At 56.3% G+C, this 18,019-nt stretch carries 18 protein-coding genes; 3 read left to right on the top strand and 15 right to left on the bottom strand.

Going from position 1 to position 18,019, the window contains the following annotated elements:
- From TH5_RS19285 to coxB, 13 genes are all read right to left on the bottom strand, one after another.
- Nucleotides 1-361 (bottom strand): ROK family protein (locus TH5_RS19285; RefSeq protein ID WP_114123218.1); only part of this gene is annotated, 361 nt, incomplete at its 3' end.
- Between the two features lie 124 nt (nucleotides 362-485).
- On the bottom strand, nucleotides 486-1,745 hold the full coding sequence (locus TH5_RS19280; protein WP_208638491.1) for a M16 family metallopeptidase: 1,260 nt from the start codon (nucleotides 1,743-1,745) through the stop codon (nucleotides 486-488).
- A gap of 46 nt (nucleotides 1,746-1,791) precedes the next feature.
- A complete protein-coding gene (gene thrC / locus TH5_RS19275) occupies nucleotides 1,792-3,189 on the bottom strand; it encodes a threonine synthase (RefSeq protein WP_114123216.1) in 1,398 nt (465 codons plus the stop codon).
- A gap of 171 nt (nucleotides 3,190-3,360) precedes the next feature.
- On the bottom strand, nucleotides 3,361-3,780 hold the full coding sequence (locus TH5_RS19270) for a Crp/Fnr family transcriptional regulator (protein WP_114123215.1): 420 nt from the start codon (nucleotides 3,778-3,780) through the stop codon (nucleotides 3,361-3,363).
- Nucleotides 3,781-3,900: 120 nt separating this feature from the next.
- Nucleotides 3,901-5,388 carry a carboxypeptidase M32 gene (locus TH5_RS19265; RefSeq protein WP_114123214.1) on the bottom strand — a complete coding sequence of 496 codons (1,488 nt, stop codon included), beginning with the start codon at nucleotides 5,386-5,388 and terminating at the stop codon, nucleotides 3,901-3,903.
- A 111-nt stretch (nucleotides 5,389-5,499) separates the two neighbouring features.
- On the bottom strand, nucleotides 5,500-6,222 hold the full coding sequence (locus TH5_RS19260; protein ID WP_114123213.1) for an SURF1 family protein: 723 nt from the start codon (nucleotides 6,220-6,222) through the stop codon (nucleotides 5,500-5,502).
- A 9-nt stretch (nucleotides 6,223-6,231) separates the two neighbouring features.
- A complete protein-coding gene (locus tag TH5_RS19255; protein ID WP_114123212.1) occupies nucleotides 6,232-6,600 on the bottom strand; it encodes a DUF983 domain-containing protein in 369 nt (122 codons plus the stop codon).
- 17 nt (nucleotides 6,601-6,617) lie between these two features.
- Nucleotides 6,618-7,418: a cytochrome c oxidase subunit 3 gene (locus tag TH5_RS19250; RefSeq protein WP_114123211.1), complete on the bottom strand. Its 801-nt coding sequence runs from the start codon at nucleotides 7,416-7,418 to the stop codon at nucleotides 6,618-6,620.
- 83 nt (nucleotides 7,419-7,501) lie between these two features.
- Nucleotides 7,502-8,092: a cytochrome c oxidase assembly protein gene (locus TH5_RS19245; protein WP_114123210.1), complete on the bottom strand. Its 591-nt coding sequence runs from the start codon at nucleotides 8,090-8,092 to the stop codon at nucleotides 7,502-7,504.
- A gap of 7 nt (nucleotides 8,093-8,099) precedes the next feature.
- Nucleotides 8,100-8,237, bottom strand: coding sequence for a hypothetical protein (locus tag TH5_RS25660; protein WP_167443599.1), 138 nt, complete (start codon nucleotides 8,235-8,237; stop codon nucleotides 8,100-8,102).
- Nucleotides 8,234-9,160 (bottom strand): heme o synthase, encoded by a 927-nt coding sequence (gene cyoE, locus TH5_RS19240; protein WP_208638490.1) that lies wholly within the window; start codon nucleotides 9,158-9,160, stop codon nucleotides 8,234-8,236. Before cyoE ends, TH5_RS25660 begins: the two co-directional genes overlap by 4 nt.
- Nucleotides 9,161-9,246: 86 nt before the next feature.
- A complete protein-coding gene (gene ctaD / locus TH5_RS19235) occupies nucleotides 9,247-10,833 on the bottom strand; it encodes a cytochrome c oxidase subunit I (RefSeq protein WP_114123209.1) in 1,587 nt (528 codons plus the stop codon).
- 11 nt (nucleotides 10,834-10,844) lie between these two features.
- Nucleotides 10,845-11,696, bottom strand: a complete 852-nt coding sequence (gene coxB / locus TH5_RS19230) for a cytochrome c oxidase subunit II (protein WP_062948368.1) — start codon at nucleotides 11,694-11,696, stop codon at nucleotides 10,845-10,847.
- Nucleotides 11,697-12,672: 976 nt separating this feature from the next.
- On the opposite strand from coxB, the gene TH5_RS19225 reads away from it, so the two are divergent.
- Nucleotides 12,673-13,491, top strand: coding sequence for a hypothetical protein (locus tag TH5_RS19225; protein WP_062948370.1), 819 nt, complete (start codon nucleotides 12,673-12,675; stop codon nucleotides 13,489-13,491).
- A 100-nt stretch (nucleotides 13,492-13,591) separates the two neighbouring features.
- On the opposite strand, the gene TH5_RS19220 is transcribed toward TH5_RS19225, so the two are convergent.
- Nucleotides 13,592-14,170, bottom strand: a complete 579-nt coding sequence (locus TH5_RS19220; RefSeq protein ID WP_062948372.1) for a YqgE/AlgH family protein — start codon at nucleotides 14,168-14,170, stop codon at nucleotides 13,592-13,594.
- A 285-nt stretch (nucleotides 14,171-14,455) separates the two neighbouring features.
- On the opposite strand from TH5_RS19220, the gene TH5_RS19215 reads away from it, so the two are divergent.
- Together TH5_RS19215 and TH5_RS19210 are read left to right on the top strand one after the other, a co-directional pair.
- Complete coding sequence (locus TH5_RS19215; protein ID WP_244204980.1) at nucleotides 14,456-16,759, top strand: protein-disulfide reductase DsbD family protein; 2,304 nt, start codon at nucleotides 14,456-14,458, stop codon at nucleotides 16,757-16,759.
- Nucleotides 16,760-16,931: 172 nt separating this feature from the next.
- Nucleotides 16,932-17,414, top strand: coding sequence for a peroxiredoxin (locus TH5_RS19210; RefSeq protein WP_114123224.1), 483 nt, complete (start codon nucleotides 16,932-16,934; stop codon nucleotides 17,412-17,414).
- A 98-nt stretch (nucleotides 17,415-17,512) separates the two neighbouring features.
- Here TH5_RS19210 and TH5_RS19205 read toward each other — a convergent pair whose 3' ends face one another.
- Nucleotides 17,513-17,917, bottom strand: a complete 405-nt coding sequence (locus TH5_RS19205) for a hypothetical protein (RefSeq protein ID WP_114123208.1) — start codon at nucleotides 17,915-17,917, stop codon at nucleotides 17,513-17,515.
- Nucleotides 17,918-18,019 lie beyond the last annotated feature (102 nt).

The following is an 18,019-nucleotide window of genomic DNA, read 5'->3' as shown; positions in this document are numbered from 1 at the left end:
CCTTGGCCGCCCCGCTACGCGCCTCGGCCAGGGCAAAGCAATCGGCATCATTGGCAACCCGCACATCGCGGTTCAGAATTCTGGAAAGTTCCGGGCCAAACGGCCATCCCTTGATCGCCGGGATATTGGCCGAAATCACCGCCCCGGTCTGCGGGTCAAGCCCGCCGGCAAAGCTGATGCCGATATCGGCATCCTCGCCAAATTCACGGTCGGCATCGGCAATCAGCCCGGCAATCGCCGCGACAAAGGCATCGCGATCCTGTGCGGGTGTCGGCACCTTGATCTGGGACCTAATGTCGCCACTGGCGTCAAACGCCCCGAATTCGATTTTCGATCCGCCAATATCAAATGCGTAATGCATGCCAGTCTGCCCAAAACCCCGTGATCTTTCCTATCGGATACACCACAGGATCATCTGCCGCAAAAAGAAACGGCGCCACCCAGAAGGCAGCGCCGCTTTCATTCACATTCTTAAAACGCCGTTCTCAGGCACGCAACCGTGCCGCAAGGTCATCATAACCCGGCATGCCCTTGACCGGGCCAAGCGCCGTTACCGTCGGCGTCCCGCCCAGAAGCGACTTGCCCGCCGCACGCACCCGTTCAAGGTCAACCGCCTCGACCTTGGCAATGATTTCTTCCATGGTCTGCGGACCACCAAAAATCTGGATCTGGCGCGCAAGCGTCTCGCAACGGCCGGAATTGCTTTCCATGCCCATCACGACCGATGCCTTAAGCTGCGCACGTGCCCGGTTCACTTCTTCCTCGGTCAAATCGACCGTGGCGCGCACCAGCTCGTCACACATCACCGGCATCAATTCGCCAATGTCATTCGGCCCGGTTCCGGCATAGATCGAAAACAGCCCGCCATCGACATAGTGAGACGAGAAGCTATAGACCGAATAGACAAGCCCGCGCTTTTCACGGATTTCCTGGAACAGCCGCGAAGACATGCCCCCACCCAGCAACGTGTTGAACACCTGCAAATCATAGAAACTGTCATCGGTGTAGGAAACCGTCGGCAGGCCGAAAATCACATGCACCTGTTCAAGGTCGCGCTGCTCGATCCGGTTACCGCCTTCATAGCGAAGGGCTTCCATTTCATGATCTTCATGCGCCGGAAGGTTATCGAATTTCGACGACACCAGATCAACAATCTGCTGATGATCAACCTTGCCCGATGCCGAAAACACCATGCGTTTCGGGCTATAGCGGCGCGACATGAATTCAAACAGATCATCACGCGACAGCGACGATACATTTTCCGGACTGCCAAGGATCGACCGCCCCAGCGCCTGATTGGGCAGGGCCGTTTCCTGGAAATAATCGAACACAATGTCATCGGGCGTGTCATTCGCCTGCCCGATTTCCTGCAAAATCACCTGACGTTCGCGTTCAAGTTCCTTCGCATCAAGGGTCGAGTTCTGCAAAATGTCGGCAATCACATCAATCGCCAGTTCCTGATCTTCATGCAGGACCTTGCAGTAATAGGCCGTATTCTCGCGCGAGGTATAGGCATTCATCTGCCCGCCGACATTTTCGATTTCCTCGGAAATCTGAAGCGCGGAGCGACGCCGCGTGCCCTTGAACGCCATATGTTCAAGCATATGGGAAATGCCGTTGATTTCAGGCGTCTCGTTGCGCGCACCGACATCAACCCACGCACCAAGTGCCACGGATTGCACATGTTCAAGGCGGTCGGTCGCAACGATCATCCCGTTGTCAAGCCGGGTAAGCTCGACTGTCATATAGATATACTCCTGTGTTTCACATCATGTCCGAAATCGCACGTCATCAGGCCGCACGCCGCTTTGCGCGGACATGCGCCATCAGGGCGCTGACATCGTTGGACATGGTTTCGGCCTTCTCTGGCCGGTCATATAGGTCAGACAGCCGCGCGGGCAAGTCCGGATAAATCCCCGATGCCTGTTTGACTGCATCCGGAAACTTCGCCGGGTGTGCGGTCGCCAACGCCACCATCGGCACCGATTTGTCACGGTTGCACTGACGTCCGGCCACAATGCCGATCACCGAATGCGGATCAACAAGCTCGCCACTGGTCGAAAGCACATCCCTGATCGCCGCCCTTGTTTCATCGTCACTTAACCGATAGCCGTCAAAATGTTCCTGTGCGCGGGCAAACTGCCCCTGCGACATTTCCATAATCCCGGTTTCGCGGAACTTGGTCAGCATCTCGGCAATGGCAAGGCCATCGCGATCATAAAGATCAAACATCAACCGTTCGAAGTTCGAACTGACCTGAATATCCATCGACGGGCTGATGGATGGCTCGACACCTTCCATCTTCATCACACCACTTTCGAAAAAGCGGGCGAGAATGTCGTTGCGATTGGCCCCCACCACAAACTGTTTGATCGGAAGCCCCATCTGCATCGCGGCATATCCGGCATAGACATTGCCGAAATTGCCCGACGGCACCGAAAACGACATTTCGCGTTCCGGAGAGCCAAGCTGCACCCCGGCCCAGAAATAATAGGCGATCTGGCACATGATGCGCGCCCAGTTGATCGAATTGACCGCCGAAAGACCGACCTCGTCGCGAAACGCATGATCATTGAACAATGCCTTCACCAGATCCTGGCAATCATCAAACGATCCCTCGACCGCAATGTTATGCACATTGTCCGACAGGATCGTCGTCATCTGGCGACGCTGCACCTCGGAAACGCGGCCCTTCGGATGCAGGATGAAAATATCGATATTTTCGCGGTCCCGGCAGGCTTCAATCGCGGCCGACCCGGTATCACCCGACGTCGCACCGACAATCGTGATGCGCTCGCCGCGCTTGGCCAGAACATGGTCAAACAGCCGCCCGACCACCTGCAACGCATAATCCTTGAATGCCAGTGTCGGCCCATGGAAAAGCTCCATCACCCAGTCATTGGCACCAAGCTGCTTAAGCGGTGCCACCGCTTCGTGATCAAACCCGGCATAGGTGTCTTCAAGAATGGTCTTAAGCGCCTCATCATCGACCGATCCGGTCGTGAAGGGCTGGATCACCTTATAGGCAACCTCGGCATAAGTCAGAGTTCGCAGCGCACGAATGTCATCCGCGGTGAAGGTCGGCCAGGTTTCCGGCACATACAATCCACCATCACGGGCCAGACCGGCCAAAAGGACATCATCAAACTGCAAAACGGGGGCGGTTCCCCGCGTACTGACATAACGCAACGACCTGTGCTCCTGAACTGGGCTTTCACAACATTCAGGCGACCCTGCCCCAAACGGACAAAGACACTCCAAACCCAGAGTTAGTGAGGGGAACAGCCGCCATAGTCAAGGGTCAATCAGGCAGATCAGGCGTGCTTTGCGCAATATCGCGCAAGGCCGTGTGATCCTTGCCTATTTATCAAGCTCGATCCCGTGTTCCTTGAGCTTGGCTTCGGCCACGGCGGCACGGCGCACCACGGTGCGATAGTTATTCAAAAGAATCCGCAGGATCGCCTTGATGAAGCGGTCCGACGCCGCCATTTTTTTCTCGAACATCTGGCGATTGATTGCAATCAGGACCGTCCGTTCGCAGGCGCGCGCGGACGCCATGCGCGGCTCGTTATCGACAAGCGCCAACTCGCCAAACAGGCCACCGGCTTCTATCCTGCCCAGAATGACTTCTTCGTCGCCATTCATGGTCTTATAGATTTCAACCCGGCCTTCCTGCACGACAAAGGCCGCACTGCCGGGCTTTCCTTCCCGGAAGATGACCTGACCGGCGGCATAAACATGCCGGTCCATGACTTTCTTGTTGCCGTCGGTTATTCCCATGACGCTTCCGGGAAAATGGACATTAAATCAAAATATCCTGATGTGGGGCCGGATGCCTGCCGTCACCTGTGCCGGAAGGACGATTGATGCTAGCAGATAAGCACTGCCAATCAATCAGTTTTACCCGCCATACCTGTTTTCCATATGTGCCTTGAACGCAGCCACGCCAAGGGGTTGCCCGGTTGCCTCGATCAATATCTCGTCGGTTGATTTGCTCGATGCCTTGCCATGGATATTTTCGCCAAGCCACCCCATCAAGGGGCTGAAATCACCGCGCGCCAGTGCCGCAGGAATTTCCGGCTTGGCCTTTTTCGCCGCGGCAAAAATCTGCGCTGCCGCCATCGCACCCAGCGTATAGGTCGGGAAATATCCCCACGCACCTGATGGCCAATGGATATCCTGCATGCAGCCATCCTTGTCATCGGGCGGCGTAATGCCCAGCAACTTGCCCATCATCTCGTTCCAGGCGCCCGGCAGATCGGCAAGCTTCATGTCGCCTTCGATCAGGGCGCGTTCCAACCGATACCGCAGGATCACATGCGCTGGGTACGTCACCTCGTCCGCATCCACCCGGATCAGGCCCGGCTCGACCCGTGTATAAAGCCGATGCAGGTTGCCTGCATTCCATGCCGCATCATCGCCACCAAATGCCGCCTTGAAGACCAGCCCGGCATAGGTCAGGAATTCTTCCGACCGGCTGGCCTGCATTTCCACCAGAAGCGACTGGCTTTCATGCATGGTCATGCCGCGTGCCTTGCCGACCGGCTGATTGCGCCACGCGCCGGGTAATCCGCGTTCATACATCGCATGGCCGGTTTCATGCAGAACCCCCATGATCGCCGATGTGAAATCATTTTCGTCATAGCGCGTCGTGATGCGCACATCATCGGGAATGCCGCCACAGAACGGATGATGCGAAATATCCAGACGCCCGTGGTCGAAATCAAACCCGACCGCCTTCATCAGATCAAGGCCAACCTTGTTCTGAACCGAAACCGGGAACGGCCCGGTCGGACGGGTCGGGGCCTGTTCGGATTTCTGGCGCTCGATCACCTCGGCGGTAAAGGACGGCAGAAACGCCTCAAGTTCGGCAAACAGGCTGTCAATCCGGTCTGATCGCATCATCGGATCATACTGATCGAGAAGCGCATCATAGACCGACGTGCCCAGCGCCTCGGCCTTTGCCTTGCCCGCCTCGATCGACAGGTCCAGGACGGTCTGAAGTTTCGGCAACAGTCCGGCAAAATCGTTATCGGCACGTGCCCCGCGCCACGCGACCTCGCACGAAGTCGCCGCCAGTGACATTTTCTCCACCAGATCGGATGGCACCGCCGTGCCATGCACCCAATTGCGTTTCATCTCGGCCAGATTGGCTTTCTGCCACGCATCAAGGTTTTCGCCCCCGGCGGCTTCGATCAGATCGCCCATATCGGGTGCATTGACCAGTTCGTTGGCCATGACATCAAGGGTCGCCAGTTGCTCGGACCGGGCATTGGCCCCGCCATTGGGCATCATTGCCGCCATATCCCAATGCAGCATGCCGCCGATATCGGACAGCACATTGATCCGGCGAAAACGGGCTTCAAGCGATTTATAGGCGTCAGTCATGGGAACTCCTGTTCGGCGGAACCGGAAAATCTGGCAAACCGGGCAAACGAAACGCCGCAACCGGTATCGGGCAGCGTTGCGAAAAGCGGCTGGAAATATCGTCAGAAAGGATCAGCTTTCGGCGTCATCTTTCTGCGGGCGGCGGTGATACAGAATAAAGATCACAATCAGCGAAAGCGCAAGGCTGTACCAGGTGATCGCATATTCAAGATGATTGTTCGGCAGATCGATTTTCGCCTGACCGCCAATCGGCAACCCGCCGGGGATTTCCGTTTCGTCAAGTTCAAGATAATAGCGGCTGGCAAGGTCTGCCCCACTATCCTCGGCCATCGCATCGACATCGACAAAGAACCACTGGTTTTCCAGCGGTTCGTTTTCCGGCTGCACCCAGTGGCGGGTTTGCGGCAGGCGCAACACACCGGTTACCCGGACATTGCCGTCAATCAGGCTGTCGGGCCGTGTCGAAGGATCGCGATAATCCTGCGGCACCCAGCCGCGATTGACCAGAATGATCCGGCCATCTTCCTGTTCAAGCGGCGTGATCAGATGAAACCCGATATTGCCGCGGCGTGTGCGCGCCATCAGATACATTTCCTGATCGTTCAGAAAATGCCCTTCGGCATAGGCAGCCCGGAATGCCATCGCCGGGTCGGGCGCAACATCTGTCGGCACGGCAATAGGCGGCTGGGTCGCCTGCGCCTGGCGTTCCGCGATCAGGTTCTGTTTCCAGAACAGGCGATCCACCTGCCAGGAGCCAAGTCCCAGAAGGATCACAAGGGCAAGACCGGCACAGATTTTGATCGCGGGGCTTGGGCGTGTCGTCAGAAGCGGCATCTATTGAGTTCAATCCTGTTCGGAAGTCGACCGGTGGCGATATTGCAGCGCCACCATGAGGCCTTTTAACGGTCGCAGCAAGGCCAGTGTTACCCCGATGATGGTCGGAAACCATAACACCGCATGCAGCCACAAAGGCGGCATATAGGTCATCTCGACCCAGAGCGCCATCGGCACCACGATAAAACCGAGAATGAAGATGATAAAAACGGCCGGGCCATCACCGGCGTCATGACCGCGAAGATCAAGACCGCATTGCGAACAGCTTTCGCGAACATTGAGAAAGCCCGAAAACAGCTTTCCCCCGCCACAGCGGGGGCATTTGCATGCCAGCCCGGTGCGGATGGGGGAAAGTGCAGGATAATAATCCAGGGTCATTGGCTGACCGGTATCCTTTATTCGCCGCCCCAGATGTAAACGGCAAAGAACAGGAACAGCCAGACAACGTCAACGAAATGCCAGTACCATGCGGCGGCTTCCAGACCGAAATGATGGTCGGGTTTAAAGCCGTCCTTGATCGCCCGCACAAGGCAGACCGCAAGGAACACGGTGCCGACAAACACGTGGAAACCGTGGAAACCGGTCGCCATATAGAAGGTCGACGAATAAATGCCATCGGCAAAGCCGAATGCGGCATGACTGTATTCATAAGCCTGCAGGCACAGGAAGATGACGCCAAGGGCAACCGTAATCGCCAGCCCCTGCACCATGTCCTTCTTCTTGCCTTCAAGGCAGCCATGATGCGCCCAGGTCAGCGTGCAGCCCGACAGAAGCAGGATCAGGGTGTTGATGAACGGCAAATCCCACGGATCAAGGACTTCAACGCCTGCGGGCGGCCATTCGGTCACACCGGGGCTGAAAATAATGAACGCGTTGTGGAAGAACGCCCAGAAGAAGGCGACAAAGAACATCACCTCGGACGCGATAAACAGCGACATGCCATACCGCAAGCCGATCTGCACAACCTTGTTGTGGTAGATGGTGGACTCGCTGATCACGTTGCTCCACCAGCGGAACATCACGAACAGAATGCCCGCCAGTCCAAGTGCTGCCAGCCAGAAATCTGTCGGCGCACGATCCGAATGCATGAACATGACCATGCCACCGGTAAACAGTCCCGCAGACAACGCAGCCACCAACGGCCACGGGCTCGGGTCTACCAGATGGAACGGATGTTTCTGAGCGTGATCACTCATTCCTCGCCCCCCTCAATCCTCACAAATGAAACCTTCAAAGCTCTCTTCATTGGAAACACGGAACCTGCCAACCGGTCAGGCCCCTAGCCTCCTTTTCCTTTATCCCCGCCCGGACCTTCAACCGATGCCTCGGTCTTATAGAAGGTATAGGACAGGGTAATCGTCTTCACGTCCTGGGTATTCGGGTCTTCTGCGATCGCCGGATCGACATAGAAACTGACAGGCATATCCACGCGCTGGCCGGGTTCAAGCGTCTGCTCGTCAAAACAGAAACAGGCGATCTTGCTGAAATACTGCCCGGCCTTAAGCGGCGTTACATTGTAAAGCGCCTGACCGGTGACCGGTTTGACCGACATGTTTTCGGCGACGTAATAGGCAAGGTTGTCCTCGCCCAGCTTGACGGTGATTTCACGCTGCTCGGGCTTGAACTGCCACGGCAGGCGGGAATTCACATCGGCATTGAAGCGGATTTTGATGGTCTTTTCCGAAACATCACGCGGCGCGTCGGTGGCGACCTGTGTGGTGCCGCCATATCCCGTCACCTGACAAAACAGCGCATAAAGCGGGACCGAGGCATAGGACAAACCGATCATGCCGCCAACAATGGCAACACAGCTCAGCAATACGCGCTTGTTGCGCGCCTTTGTTTTATCCGCATGCTTCTGATCAGCCATATATGCCCTAGCTCATCTTAAGAATGGTGATGGCGAAAAACAGAACCGCCAGCCCGCCAAGAATGGCAAGAAACGCCCAGTTCTTCTTGCGCCGCTTGGCGTAAAACGCATCCAGTTCGGCTTTGCTCATTTTGGGTTCGGTCATGCCAGATATCCTTTGATCCAGACATCGGCGACCATCGCACCAAACAGAACGAACAGATAAAGGATCGAATATCCGAACATCTTGTGCGGTGCTTTTTCTTCGGCATTGCGCAGCACGCGAACCGCATGGCGCAGGAACCACAAACCGGTCAGTCCCGCCGTCACACCGTAAAACACGCCAAGCAACCCGGTCGCGACCGGCACAAACGTGATCGGCAACAACAGGATCGTATAGATCAGCATCTGTTTCTTGGTCGCGACTTCACCGGCCACAACCGGCATCATCGGTACGCCGACCTTGGCATAATCGCCACAGCGAAACAGGGCCAGCGCCCAGAAATGCGGCGGCGTCCACATAAAGATAATCAGAAACAGCGCAATCGAATTGATATCGATCCCGCCGGTCACCGACGCCCAGCCGATCATCGGGGGGAATGCCCCGGCTGCACCGCCAATGACGATATTCTGCGGTGTGCTGCGTTTCAGCCACATGGTGTAAACGAACACGTAAAACGCAATAGACACCGCCAGAAGGGCGGCGGCGGCAAAATTGATCGCAACCGCCATGACGGTCACGGAAAGGATGGATAACGCGATCCCCAGTGACAGCGCCTCGTCGGCGGGCACGCGGCCGGCCGGGATCGGGCGGTTCTGGGTGCGTTTCATGTGGATGTCGATATCGCGGTCGTACCACATGTTGATTGATGCCGCCGCCCCGCTGGCAACGGCAATACAGGCAATCGCAACCAGCGCCAGGAACGGATGCATTGTTCCCGGTGCAATCAAAAGACCCACGGCACCGGTGAACACCACAAGGGTCATTACACCGGGTTTCAGCAACGCAATATAGTCGCGCACTTCCGATACCGGTAATGCGGCGATGTTATCGATTGCAAGGGTCTGCTGGGCGGCCTGCTTGGTCATGTAATCCTGGTCTTTTCTTCTTTGGGCGGTCGTATGTTCCCCGCCGGGACCGGCTGGTCACGGCGGGGAACGCAAGATCGGATCAATTACTTGATGCGCGGCAGTTCGTCAAAGGTATGGAACGGCGGCGGCGAGCTGACGGTCCATTCCAGTGTATCCGCACCTTCGCCATATGGGTTGGCTTCGGCCTTTTTGCCACGGATGAAAGCATGCGCCACCAGCCCGACAAAGAAGATCGTCGCCGCGAACGAAAGATACGCGCCATAGGATGAAACCAGGTTCCAGCCCGCGAACGCATCCGGGTAATCGGCATAACGACGCGGCATGCCGGCCAGCCCCAGGAAGTGCTGCGGGAAGAAGGTCAGGTTCACACCGATAAAGAACAGCCAGAAGTGGATTTTACCGCCGAGATCGGAAATCTCGTAACCCGACATCTTGCTGAACCAGTAATAGAAGCCCGCAAAGATCGAGAACACGGCACCCAGCGACAGCACATAGTGGAAATGCGCCACCACGAAATAGGTATCGTGCAGCGGCAGATCCATGCCGGAGTTCGCAAGGATAACCCCCGTCACACCGCCAACGGTGAACAGGAAGATAAAGCCGATCGCCCACAGCATCGGTGCGCGAAGCTCGATCGAACCACCCCACATGGTTGCAATCCACGAGAAGATTTTGACCCCGGTCGGCACCGCAATCACCATCGTTGCCGCGGTGAAATAGGCGCGGGTATCAACATCAAGGCCGACGGTATACATGTGGTGTGCCCACACGATGAAACCGACAACACCGATTGCGACCATGGCGTAAGCCATCCCGAGATAGCCAAAGATCGGCTTGCGCGAGAAGGTCGAAATGATGTGGCTGATGATGCCAAAGCCCGGCAGGATCATGATGTAAACTTCCGGATGCCCGAAGAACCAGAACAGGTGCTGGTACAGGATCGGGTCACCGCCACCGGCCGGATTGAAGAAATCCGTGCCAAAGTTACGGTCGGTCAGAAGCATCGTGATCGCGCCACCAAGAACCGGCACCGCCAGAAGCAGCAGGAACGCTGTCACCAGCATCGCCCATGCAAACAGCGGCATCTTGTGAAGTGTCATGCCCGGTGCGCGCATGTTGAAAATGGTGGTGATGAAGTTCACCGCCCCAAGGATCGAGCTCGCACCGGCAAGGTGCAGGGCAAAGATCGCCAGATCAACAGAAGCATCCGGATGACCCAGCGCGCTTGAAAGCGGCGGGTAAACCGTCCAGCCGGTCCCGGCACCGCTGCCGACAACCGCCGACAGCATCAGAAGCGCAAAGGCCGGAACGATCAGCCAGAACGAAATGTTGTTCAGACGCGGGAACGCCATGTCCGGCGCACCGATCATGATCGGCACGAACCAGTTGCCAAAACCGCCAATCATGGCGGGCATGACAACAAAGAACACCATGATCATGCCGTGCGCGGTGACCAGAACGTTAAAGAACTGGTGGTCTTCGATGATCTGGGTGCCCGGATGGGCCAGTTCCATACGGAACCAGACCGAGAACGCCCCGCCGATCAGACCGGCAACCAGCGAGAACGCAAGATAAAGCGTGCCGATATCCTTGTGGTTGGTCGAAAGGAACCAACGGGTAAAGAAACCGGGCATGTGATCATCATGCGAATGTGTGTCAGCGTGAGCCATAAATCTCTCCCTCACTCTGCCGAAGCTACGGAAACCGCCGACGGCAGGTCAACCGACGCGAATTTCTCCTGGGCCTCTGCGACCCATGCCTCGTATTCTTCCATGGTCACGGCTTTCACCGCGATCGGCATGTAGGCGTGGTTCACGCCACACAGTTCCGAACACTGGCCATAGAAGGTGGTGCCTGCATATTCGCCCGGAATGCGGGTCCAGGTTTCGTTCAGGCGGCCCGGCACGGCATCCAGCTTGATGAACAGCGACGGCATGGCCCAGTTATGGATCACATCGTCCGATGTCATGATCAGGCGGATATTGGTGTCAACCGGCAGAACAACGGGGTTGTCCACATCCAGAAGGCGAATTTTGCCTTCTGCAACGGCGGTTTCCTCGTCGATCATAAGGGAATCGAACGTGAAATTGCCATTGTCGGGATATTCATACGTCCAGTACCACTGTTTGCCGATGATCTTGAGCGTCATATCGGCATCTTCGACGTGATCTGCATAATACAGCAGACGGAACGACGGGATCGCAATGATCAGAAGGATCAGTACCGGCGCCACGGTCCATACGATTTCAAGAAGCGTATGGTGGGTGGTCTTGGACGGGACGGGATTGCGTTTCCGGCTAAAGCGGAAAAGAACATAAAGCAACAACAGCAGGACGATCACCGTAACGGCGGTCATCAGCCATGTCAGAAGAATAAAGAAATCATGGCCCTGTACAGCCACCGGCGAAACCGGGTGCTGAAGACCCAGTTGCCATGGCTCAGGCTGACCAACCGCGGCAAGCGCGGCACTATCCAGTCCGGTCAGAACTGCCAATCCCAGCAAAAGAATGGGAAACAGCATCTTGATCGACATGCGAATCTGCCCCCTCGCATTACATCTCAAGGCAATTTGTCCAAAGGAAAGCCACATCGTGACCATCGACATTTACGAACATAACGGGTTGTTCGTTCACCGAAAAGGCATGCCGTGATGACTCAACCATAAATCGGCAAGCCATCAGAATCACAACACAACATCAGACAAACCTGATTTTTAAACCCGCATGCACTGCGGCACAACGGTATGGCAGGCAAATAGCCTATCTTCACTACCTGTTCCAGAAAAAACCTCGCTGCGTTGCACAAAAATATTACTTGTCCTTTCAGGAATTTAGCGCACTGGTTCAATTTTTTTCTAAATCCAATGCCCTACCCCTGCGATAGAAATCCTGCCATTCCTTATCGCGCCGGGCCATCATAGCCCCGATTGCTGCCACGCAACAGACAGCAGGAAATTATCCTTTAGACGATACAAACCGCAGGTAAAATAATCATTTAGGTACGGATTTATCGGCATCCCCCGAACGACGCGACTTTGATCGCAAAACCGGGGCCGGTTCTGGCAAGTTATCCACAGGCAAAGCCATCGCAATCAATCATTTACCGCCCCACCGAGTCGTAAAACCCGCCCGACCTGATCTGTACCCGACCTGCACCCGCTCTGCCCCGTCCTGTTGGTTTCGATCCTCAGAAACCGGATCGCGCATGAAGTTTTTCGAATGCACCGCACAAAGGTTGATAATCGCCGCGATCTCTGTGATTGTTGGCACAAGGAACCTGCCGGATCACTTGCGCGCCGGGCTTCCGCTTTCGGGACACGAAACCTACATAAAAACGCGCATATGCCTTTAATTGCGGGATTTTTTCCCAATATCAGGAGAATGGTATCAGCAACCTGACCGGTTGGCTGGAACTGTTCTATTCGAAAGTATTATTTTTCCTGTCCTTCCGATAATTCTCGATTATCATCCGGGCAGGATTACCGTGACGTTTCAGATCGAGGTTCGCTCATGTCCCGCCAAGGAAGCAAAAAGCTTTTCACCGCAGAGCTCCGGCTGCTCAACAAGCTGGAAAGTATGAGTGATATCGTATCCATGCCGTTACCGGCACCGGCCGCTGATGGCGGTGCCACCGGTGGTGCGGATATGTCCTCACTCCATAATGCGATCGAGGATCTGAAGGTGGAACTTCTGTCCGACATCCGCATCATGATGGAAGAACAGAAAAAGCTGAATGCGCGCGCCGATGACGAAGATCAGGACGATGCGCGCAACGAGCTTCGCATGCTCAAGACCGAAATCCGCGCACTCGCCAATTCCATTCAGGAAACCAAGCGCGAAATCGCCGCCCTCTATACCGCCCCGGATGATAGCAGCGGCACGCGGCTTAACATCGTCAAGGGCGAGCTTGATTCCGTCGTCGCCGCGACGGAGGATGCCACCGCCAACATCCTTGAAACCGTCGAGAAAATCGATGCCGTCGCCCACAATATCCGCTCCGCCGCCCCGGATGACTACACCCAGGGGCTGGCCGACGATATCGTCGATCTGGTGGTCAAGGTGTTTGAATCCTGTAACTTCCAGGACCTGACCGGGCAGCGCATCACCAAAGTCGTCAACACCATGAAATATATCGAGGAACGCGTGACCCGCGTGATCGAAATCTGGGGCGAGGATGACTTTGGCGAGTTCGATCTGCCCGCCGATCCCAAAGGCCAGGACAATCTCGATAAAACCGTCACCCGCGCCCCACAGAATGTCGAGCGCGTCAGCCAGGACGAAATCGATCAGATTTTCTCGCAGGAAGAAATCGACGCCCTGTTCGACTGATCCGTTTATTGGCCTGAAACGTCACCAAAACACCAAAGCCTGCCGGAAACGGCAGGCTTTTTCATGTGCGGAGTTTGGTCCCGTGGTCTGACGCATGCTCTCAGGCGTGGCCCGCCTCACCCGAAAGAAGTTCGGGGGCAAAGCCCAGCTTGGCAAAGGCCCGTTCCCATTTGTCTTCGCAATCGGTATCAAACAGAAGGTCGGCATCCGCATCAACATGCAGCCAGCCATTGGCAAGGATTTCACTTTCAAGCTGCCCGCTGCGCCATCCGGCATAACCAAGGGCGAGAATGCTGCTTTTCGGACCTTCGCCGAGCGCAATCTGTTCAAGGATATCGACCGTCGCCGTCACCGACACACCGGGATCGACATGCAGGGTCGCCTCGTTTTCAAAATCGGTACTGTGCAGAACAAACCCCCGCCCGCTTTCAACCGGGCCACCGAAATGTACCTGAATATCGGCAATCGTCGGTGCCGGGCGCGCAATGCCAAGCTGTTCAAGCAGTTCGGGAAACGTGATGCTGTCGATCAGCCGGTTGACCACCAGCCCCATCGCCCCATCCTCGTTATGGGCACAGATATAGACCACGCTTTGCGAAAAGCGGGGGTCACGCATGCCCGGCATCGCCACAAGCAGCTTCCCTTCCAGATATTCGCCAGTGTGTTCTTTAATTCCCATTCCCGAACTTTTCCTGTTTTGCTCATACAAACCTAACGCGATCCGTCGTCCATTACCACCGAAAGCCACCTTTGCCTGAAAACAGTCCAAAAATGACATCGATCAAAGACGAAACGCGCCACTGCTTTACATGTAGGTAGTCCAACATGCAATCGACAGGAATATCACCATAAATTTGATGGCATCCTGCAATTACACGCCCCGGCACACAACCCGGTAACGCAGTCGTGCCTTGCATTGAACATGAACCGGGATTAGCCATGATTTCCGTTGCATTTCCATGGCATGCCGGTGGCACAAAGCCCGGTTTCGTGCCATATCCATCAGACGGAATATCGTCGTGCCTGTGTCGAAAACCAGAAGGAAACACCCGTGATCCGGTCTTTGCTTGTCACCCTCGGCCTGTTTATCGCCGCCCTCGCCCCGCTCGGCGCAGGTCCGCATGCCCAAACAGCCGCCAGCAACCGGGTTGACGAGGATTTCGCATCGGTCCGCCTGCTCAGCGCACGCGACGCCATCAATGGCCGCGATGAAATCCGCCTTGGTCTTGAATTTGAACTTGAGCCCGACTGGAAAATCTATTGGCGCAGCGCCGGGGATGCCGGTTTCCCGCCGCAGCTTGACTGGGCCGGATCAACCAATATCGGCAATGGCGAAATCCGCTGGCCCGCCCCGCACCGCTTTTCGATCTTTGGGCTGGAAACATTCGGCTACAAGGATCACATCATCCTGCCGATTGATGTCCCGGTGACCGATCCCGCACAGGCCGCCCATATCGAGCTTGATGTCGATTATCTGGTTTGCAGCGATGTCTGCATCCCCGCACAGGCCCACCTGACCCTTGATATCCCGGCAAGCCTTTCGGGCGGCACAAACATCGATAACGCCGCCATCAGCAGCTTTGCCCATGACATCGAAAAATTCGCATCCCGTGTCCCGCTTCGCGGGGATAACCTGCCGATGTCGGTCACCGATATCTGGCAGTCGGTCGACACATCGGGCGAAAATGACAAAACGGTTCTCAATGTCACCGTCTCGGGACTTGATCAAACCGCGACCGACCCGGTCGAAATCCTGATCGAAGGCAATGTCCGCCTTGGCTTTGGCGTGCCGGTCCCGACCGCGACCGATGACGCAACCGGCACGCAGCAGTTCCAGATCCCGATCTATGGCCTGAAGGACGGTCAGACCACGATTGGCGATGACGTGATCGTCACCGTCATTGCCGGCCCCCTTGCCATCGAACAGGACCGCCAGATCGCCGCTTCCCCGTCTGGCTCCGGCACCAGCAGCAACACCGTTTCCGGCACCAGCATCGCCGCCACCAGCCTGTGGCTGATCGGTGCACTCGCCCTTCTGGGCGGTTTCATCCTTAATTTCATGCCCTGCGTCCTGCCGGTCCTGTCGATCAAGGTCATGTCGGCGATGAAGGCCCAAGGTTCTGAGCGCAGCGCCACCCGGCGCGGCTTCCTTGCCAGTGCGGCGGGCATCATCACGTCCTTCTGGCTGATCGCCGCCATGCTGATCGCGATCAAGCTTGCCGGTGGCACGATTGGCTGGGGCATTCAGTTCCAGCAACCCCTGTTCCTGACCGTGATGACCATCATCGTGGCCCTGTTTGCCTTCAATATGTGGGGCCTGTTTGAAATCAATGGCCCGGCCGAACTCGGCAATGCCGCCAATGATGCGATCACCACGCGCGAACAATCCGGAAGCCACCTTGGCGGTCATTTCCTGACCGGCATGTTTGCCACCCTGCTGGCAACCCCGTGTTCGGCCCCGTTCCTTGGCACGGCGGTCGGTTTCGCGCTGGCCGGCAGCAGCTTTGATATCTTCTGGATATTCACCCTGCTGGGTATCGGCTTGGCCATTCCTTATCTCGCGATTGCCACCCGGCCCGAAATTGCCCGCCTGCTCCCCAAACCGGGCCGCTGGATGGGCTTTGTCAAAGGGGTTCTGGGCGTGGCCCTTGCCGGAACGGCTGTCTGGCTTCTGTCGGTTCTGGCGGTTCAGATCGGCATGGGCGGGGCGATTGCGGTTGGTGTGGCCCTTGTGATTGCGGGCATCCTTCTGTTTGCCCGCCACCGCACAACGGTGCAGAAACGCAAATTTACCTTCACCGCACTCGCAACCCTTGGCGTTCTGGCCGCCCTATTTGCGCCGGGCTTTTCCAAGGCCCCGGTGCGCAACACGGGGGCGACCGAAACCGCCACCGGCAAACTCCCGTGGCAGCCCTTCGCCCCGGATGAAATCGCCCGCCATGTGGCCGATGGCAAAACCGTTCTGGTCGATATCACCGCCGAATGGTGCGTCAGTTGTCAGGTCAACAAGAAGCTCGTGCTTGAAACCGATGAAATCGCCACCGCCCTGTCGGCGGATGATGTCATTGTGATGCAGGGCGACTGGACCCGTCCCGACCCGGTCATTGCAGGCTACCTTGCTGGCTACGGCCGCTATGGCATTCCGTTTAACGCGGTGTTTGGCCCGAACGCCGAAAAAGGCATCCTGCTTTCGGAACTTCTCAGCAAAAAAGAAGTTCTGGATGCACTGGCCGAAGCAACCGGCAGGGCCGACCTTGTCAAAAACTGATCCGGTCCATGTCTTTGCATGGCGCTGCCAGCATGCCGGAATGGATGACAAAGATTTGAAACCATCGCAACATCACCGGATATGATTGAAGATCAACCCGTTTTGCTGTTTGATGGCCCTATCCCAGAACAAGGGCGGCAATAAAGCCACCCGCATGACGGAGAAAACCCCAATGACCATCGAAATCGGCAGCACACTGCCCGAAGTTACCCTTTTCCGCGCAACGGCTGACGGCCCCGAAGCCGTCAACACCAAGGAATTTTTCGCCGGTCGCAAGGTCGTTGTCTTTGCCGTACCGGGAGCCTTCACCCCGACCTGCTCGGCCAAGCATCTGCCGGGCTTCGTTGCCAATGCCGATGCCATCAAGGCAAAGGGCGTTGATGAAATCGTCTGCCTGGCATCGAACGACGCCTTTGTTCTGCGTGCATGGGCCAAGGCGGAAAACGCCGGTGACAACATCACCATGCTTTCGGATGGCGATCTCGCCTTCGTCAGCAAGACCGGTCTTGAACTGGACCTGACAGGTCGCGGTCTTGGCAAACGCGCCAACCGTTTTGCGATGATTGTCGATGATGGCAAGGTCACCGACCTCGCGGTCGAAGCACCGGGCGCGTTCGAGGTATCAAACGCTGAAACCGTTCTGGGCAAACTCTGATCGGCTCTACCCAAACGACACGGCCTGAAAACAAAAAAAAGCTCCGCAGCAATGCGGAGCTTTTCCTTTAAAGGCGCTTTTTCTTCAAAGACGGGCGCCTAACGCGGCAGCAGAACCGGAATCGGATCCGACTTGCTGTCAAAATCGCATTCAAAAGTCGGATTGGTGTGTTTGGCAATGAAATGCACCACACCTTCGCGGTAATCCGCCTTGATCGGGGACCAACTCATGAATACGCCGCCCCGATTATCATATTCGCGAATATCGCGATCACGGAAAAGCTCGCGGAAACTGTGGCCAAGATCCTCGGTCGCTCCGGCAACCAGCCACGACGGCTTCAAACCACCATGCCAAAGCAGATAAACACCACCAACATTGTCGAGCTTCAGTTCGCTGAAATCATCAATCATGAACAGACGATAATATTCGCCACGCGGGCTTTTCCGCCATTTGATATCTTGTGCCTTTGGCTGACGCATACCGCCAAGCGACCAGAATCCCATTTCATCCTCCAAGCGTGCCTGAATGCGCGCAACTGCCCGTCACACGCATCCCAACACAAGCTTTTGTTTTTATGAACAGTACGATATCGGGAAACTGTAAAC

Origin of the sequence: Thalassospira xianhensis MCCC 1A02616 (assembly GCF_003326475.1) — a bacterium.
Classification (GTDB): Bacteria; Pseudomonadota; Alphaproteobacteria; order Rhodospirillales; family Thalassospiraceae; genus Thalassospira; species Thalassospira xianhensis.
Note: the sequence above shows the minus strand (reverse complement) of the source record. Positions and strands in the feature narration are given on the sequence as shown.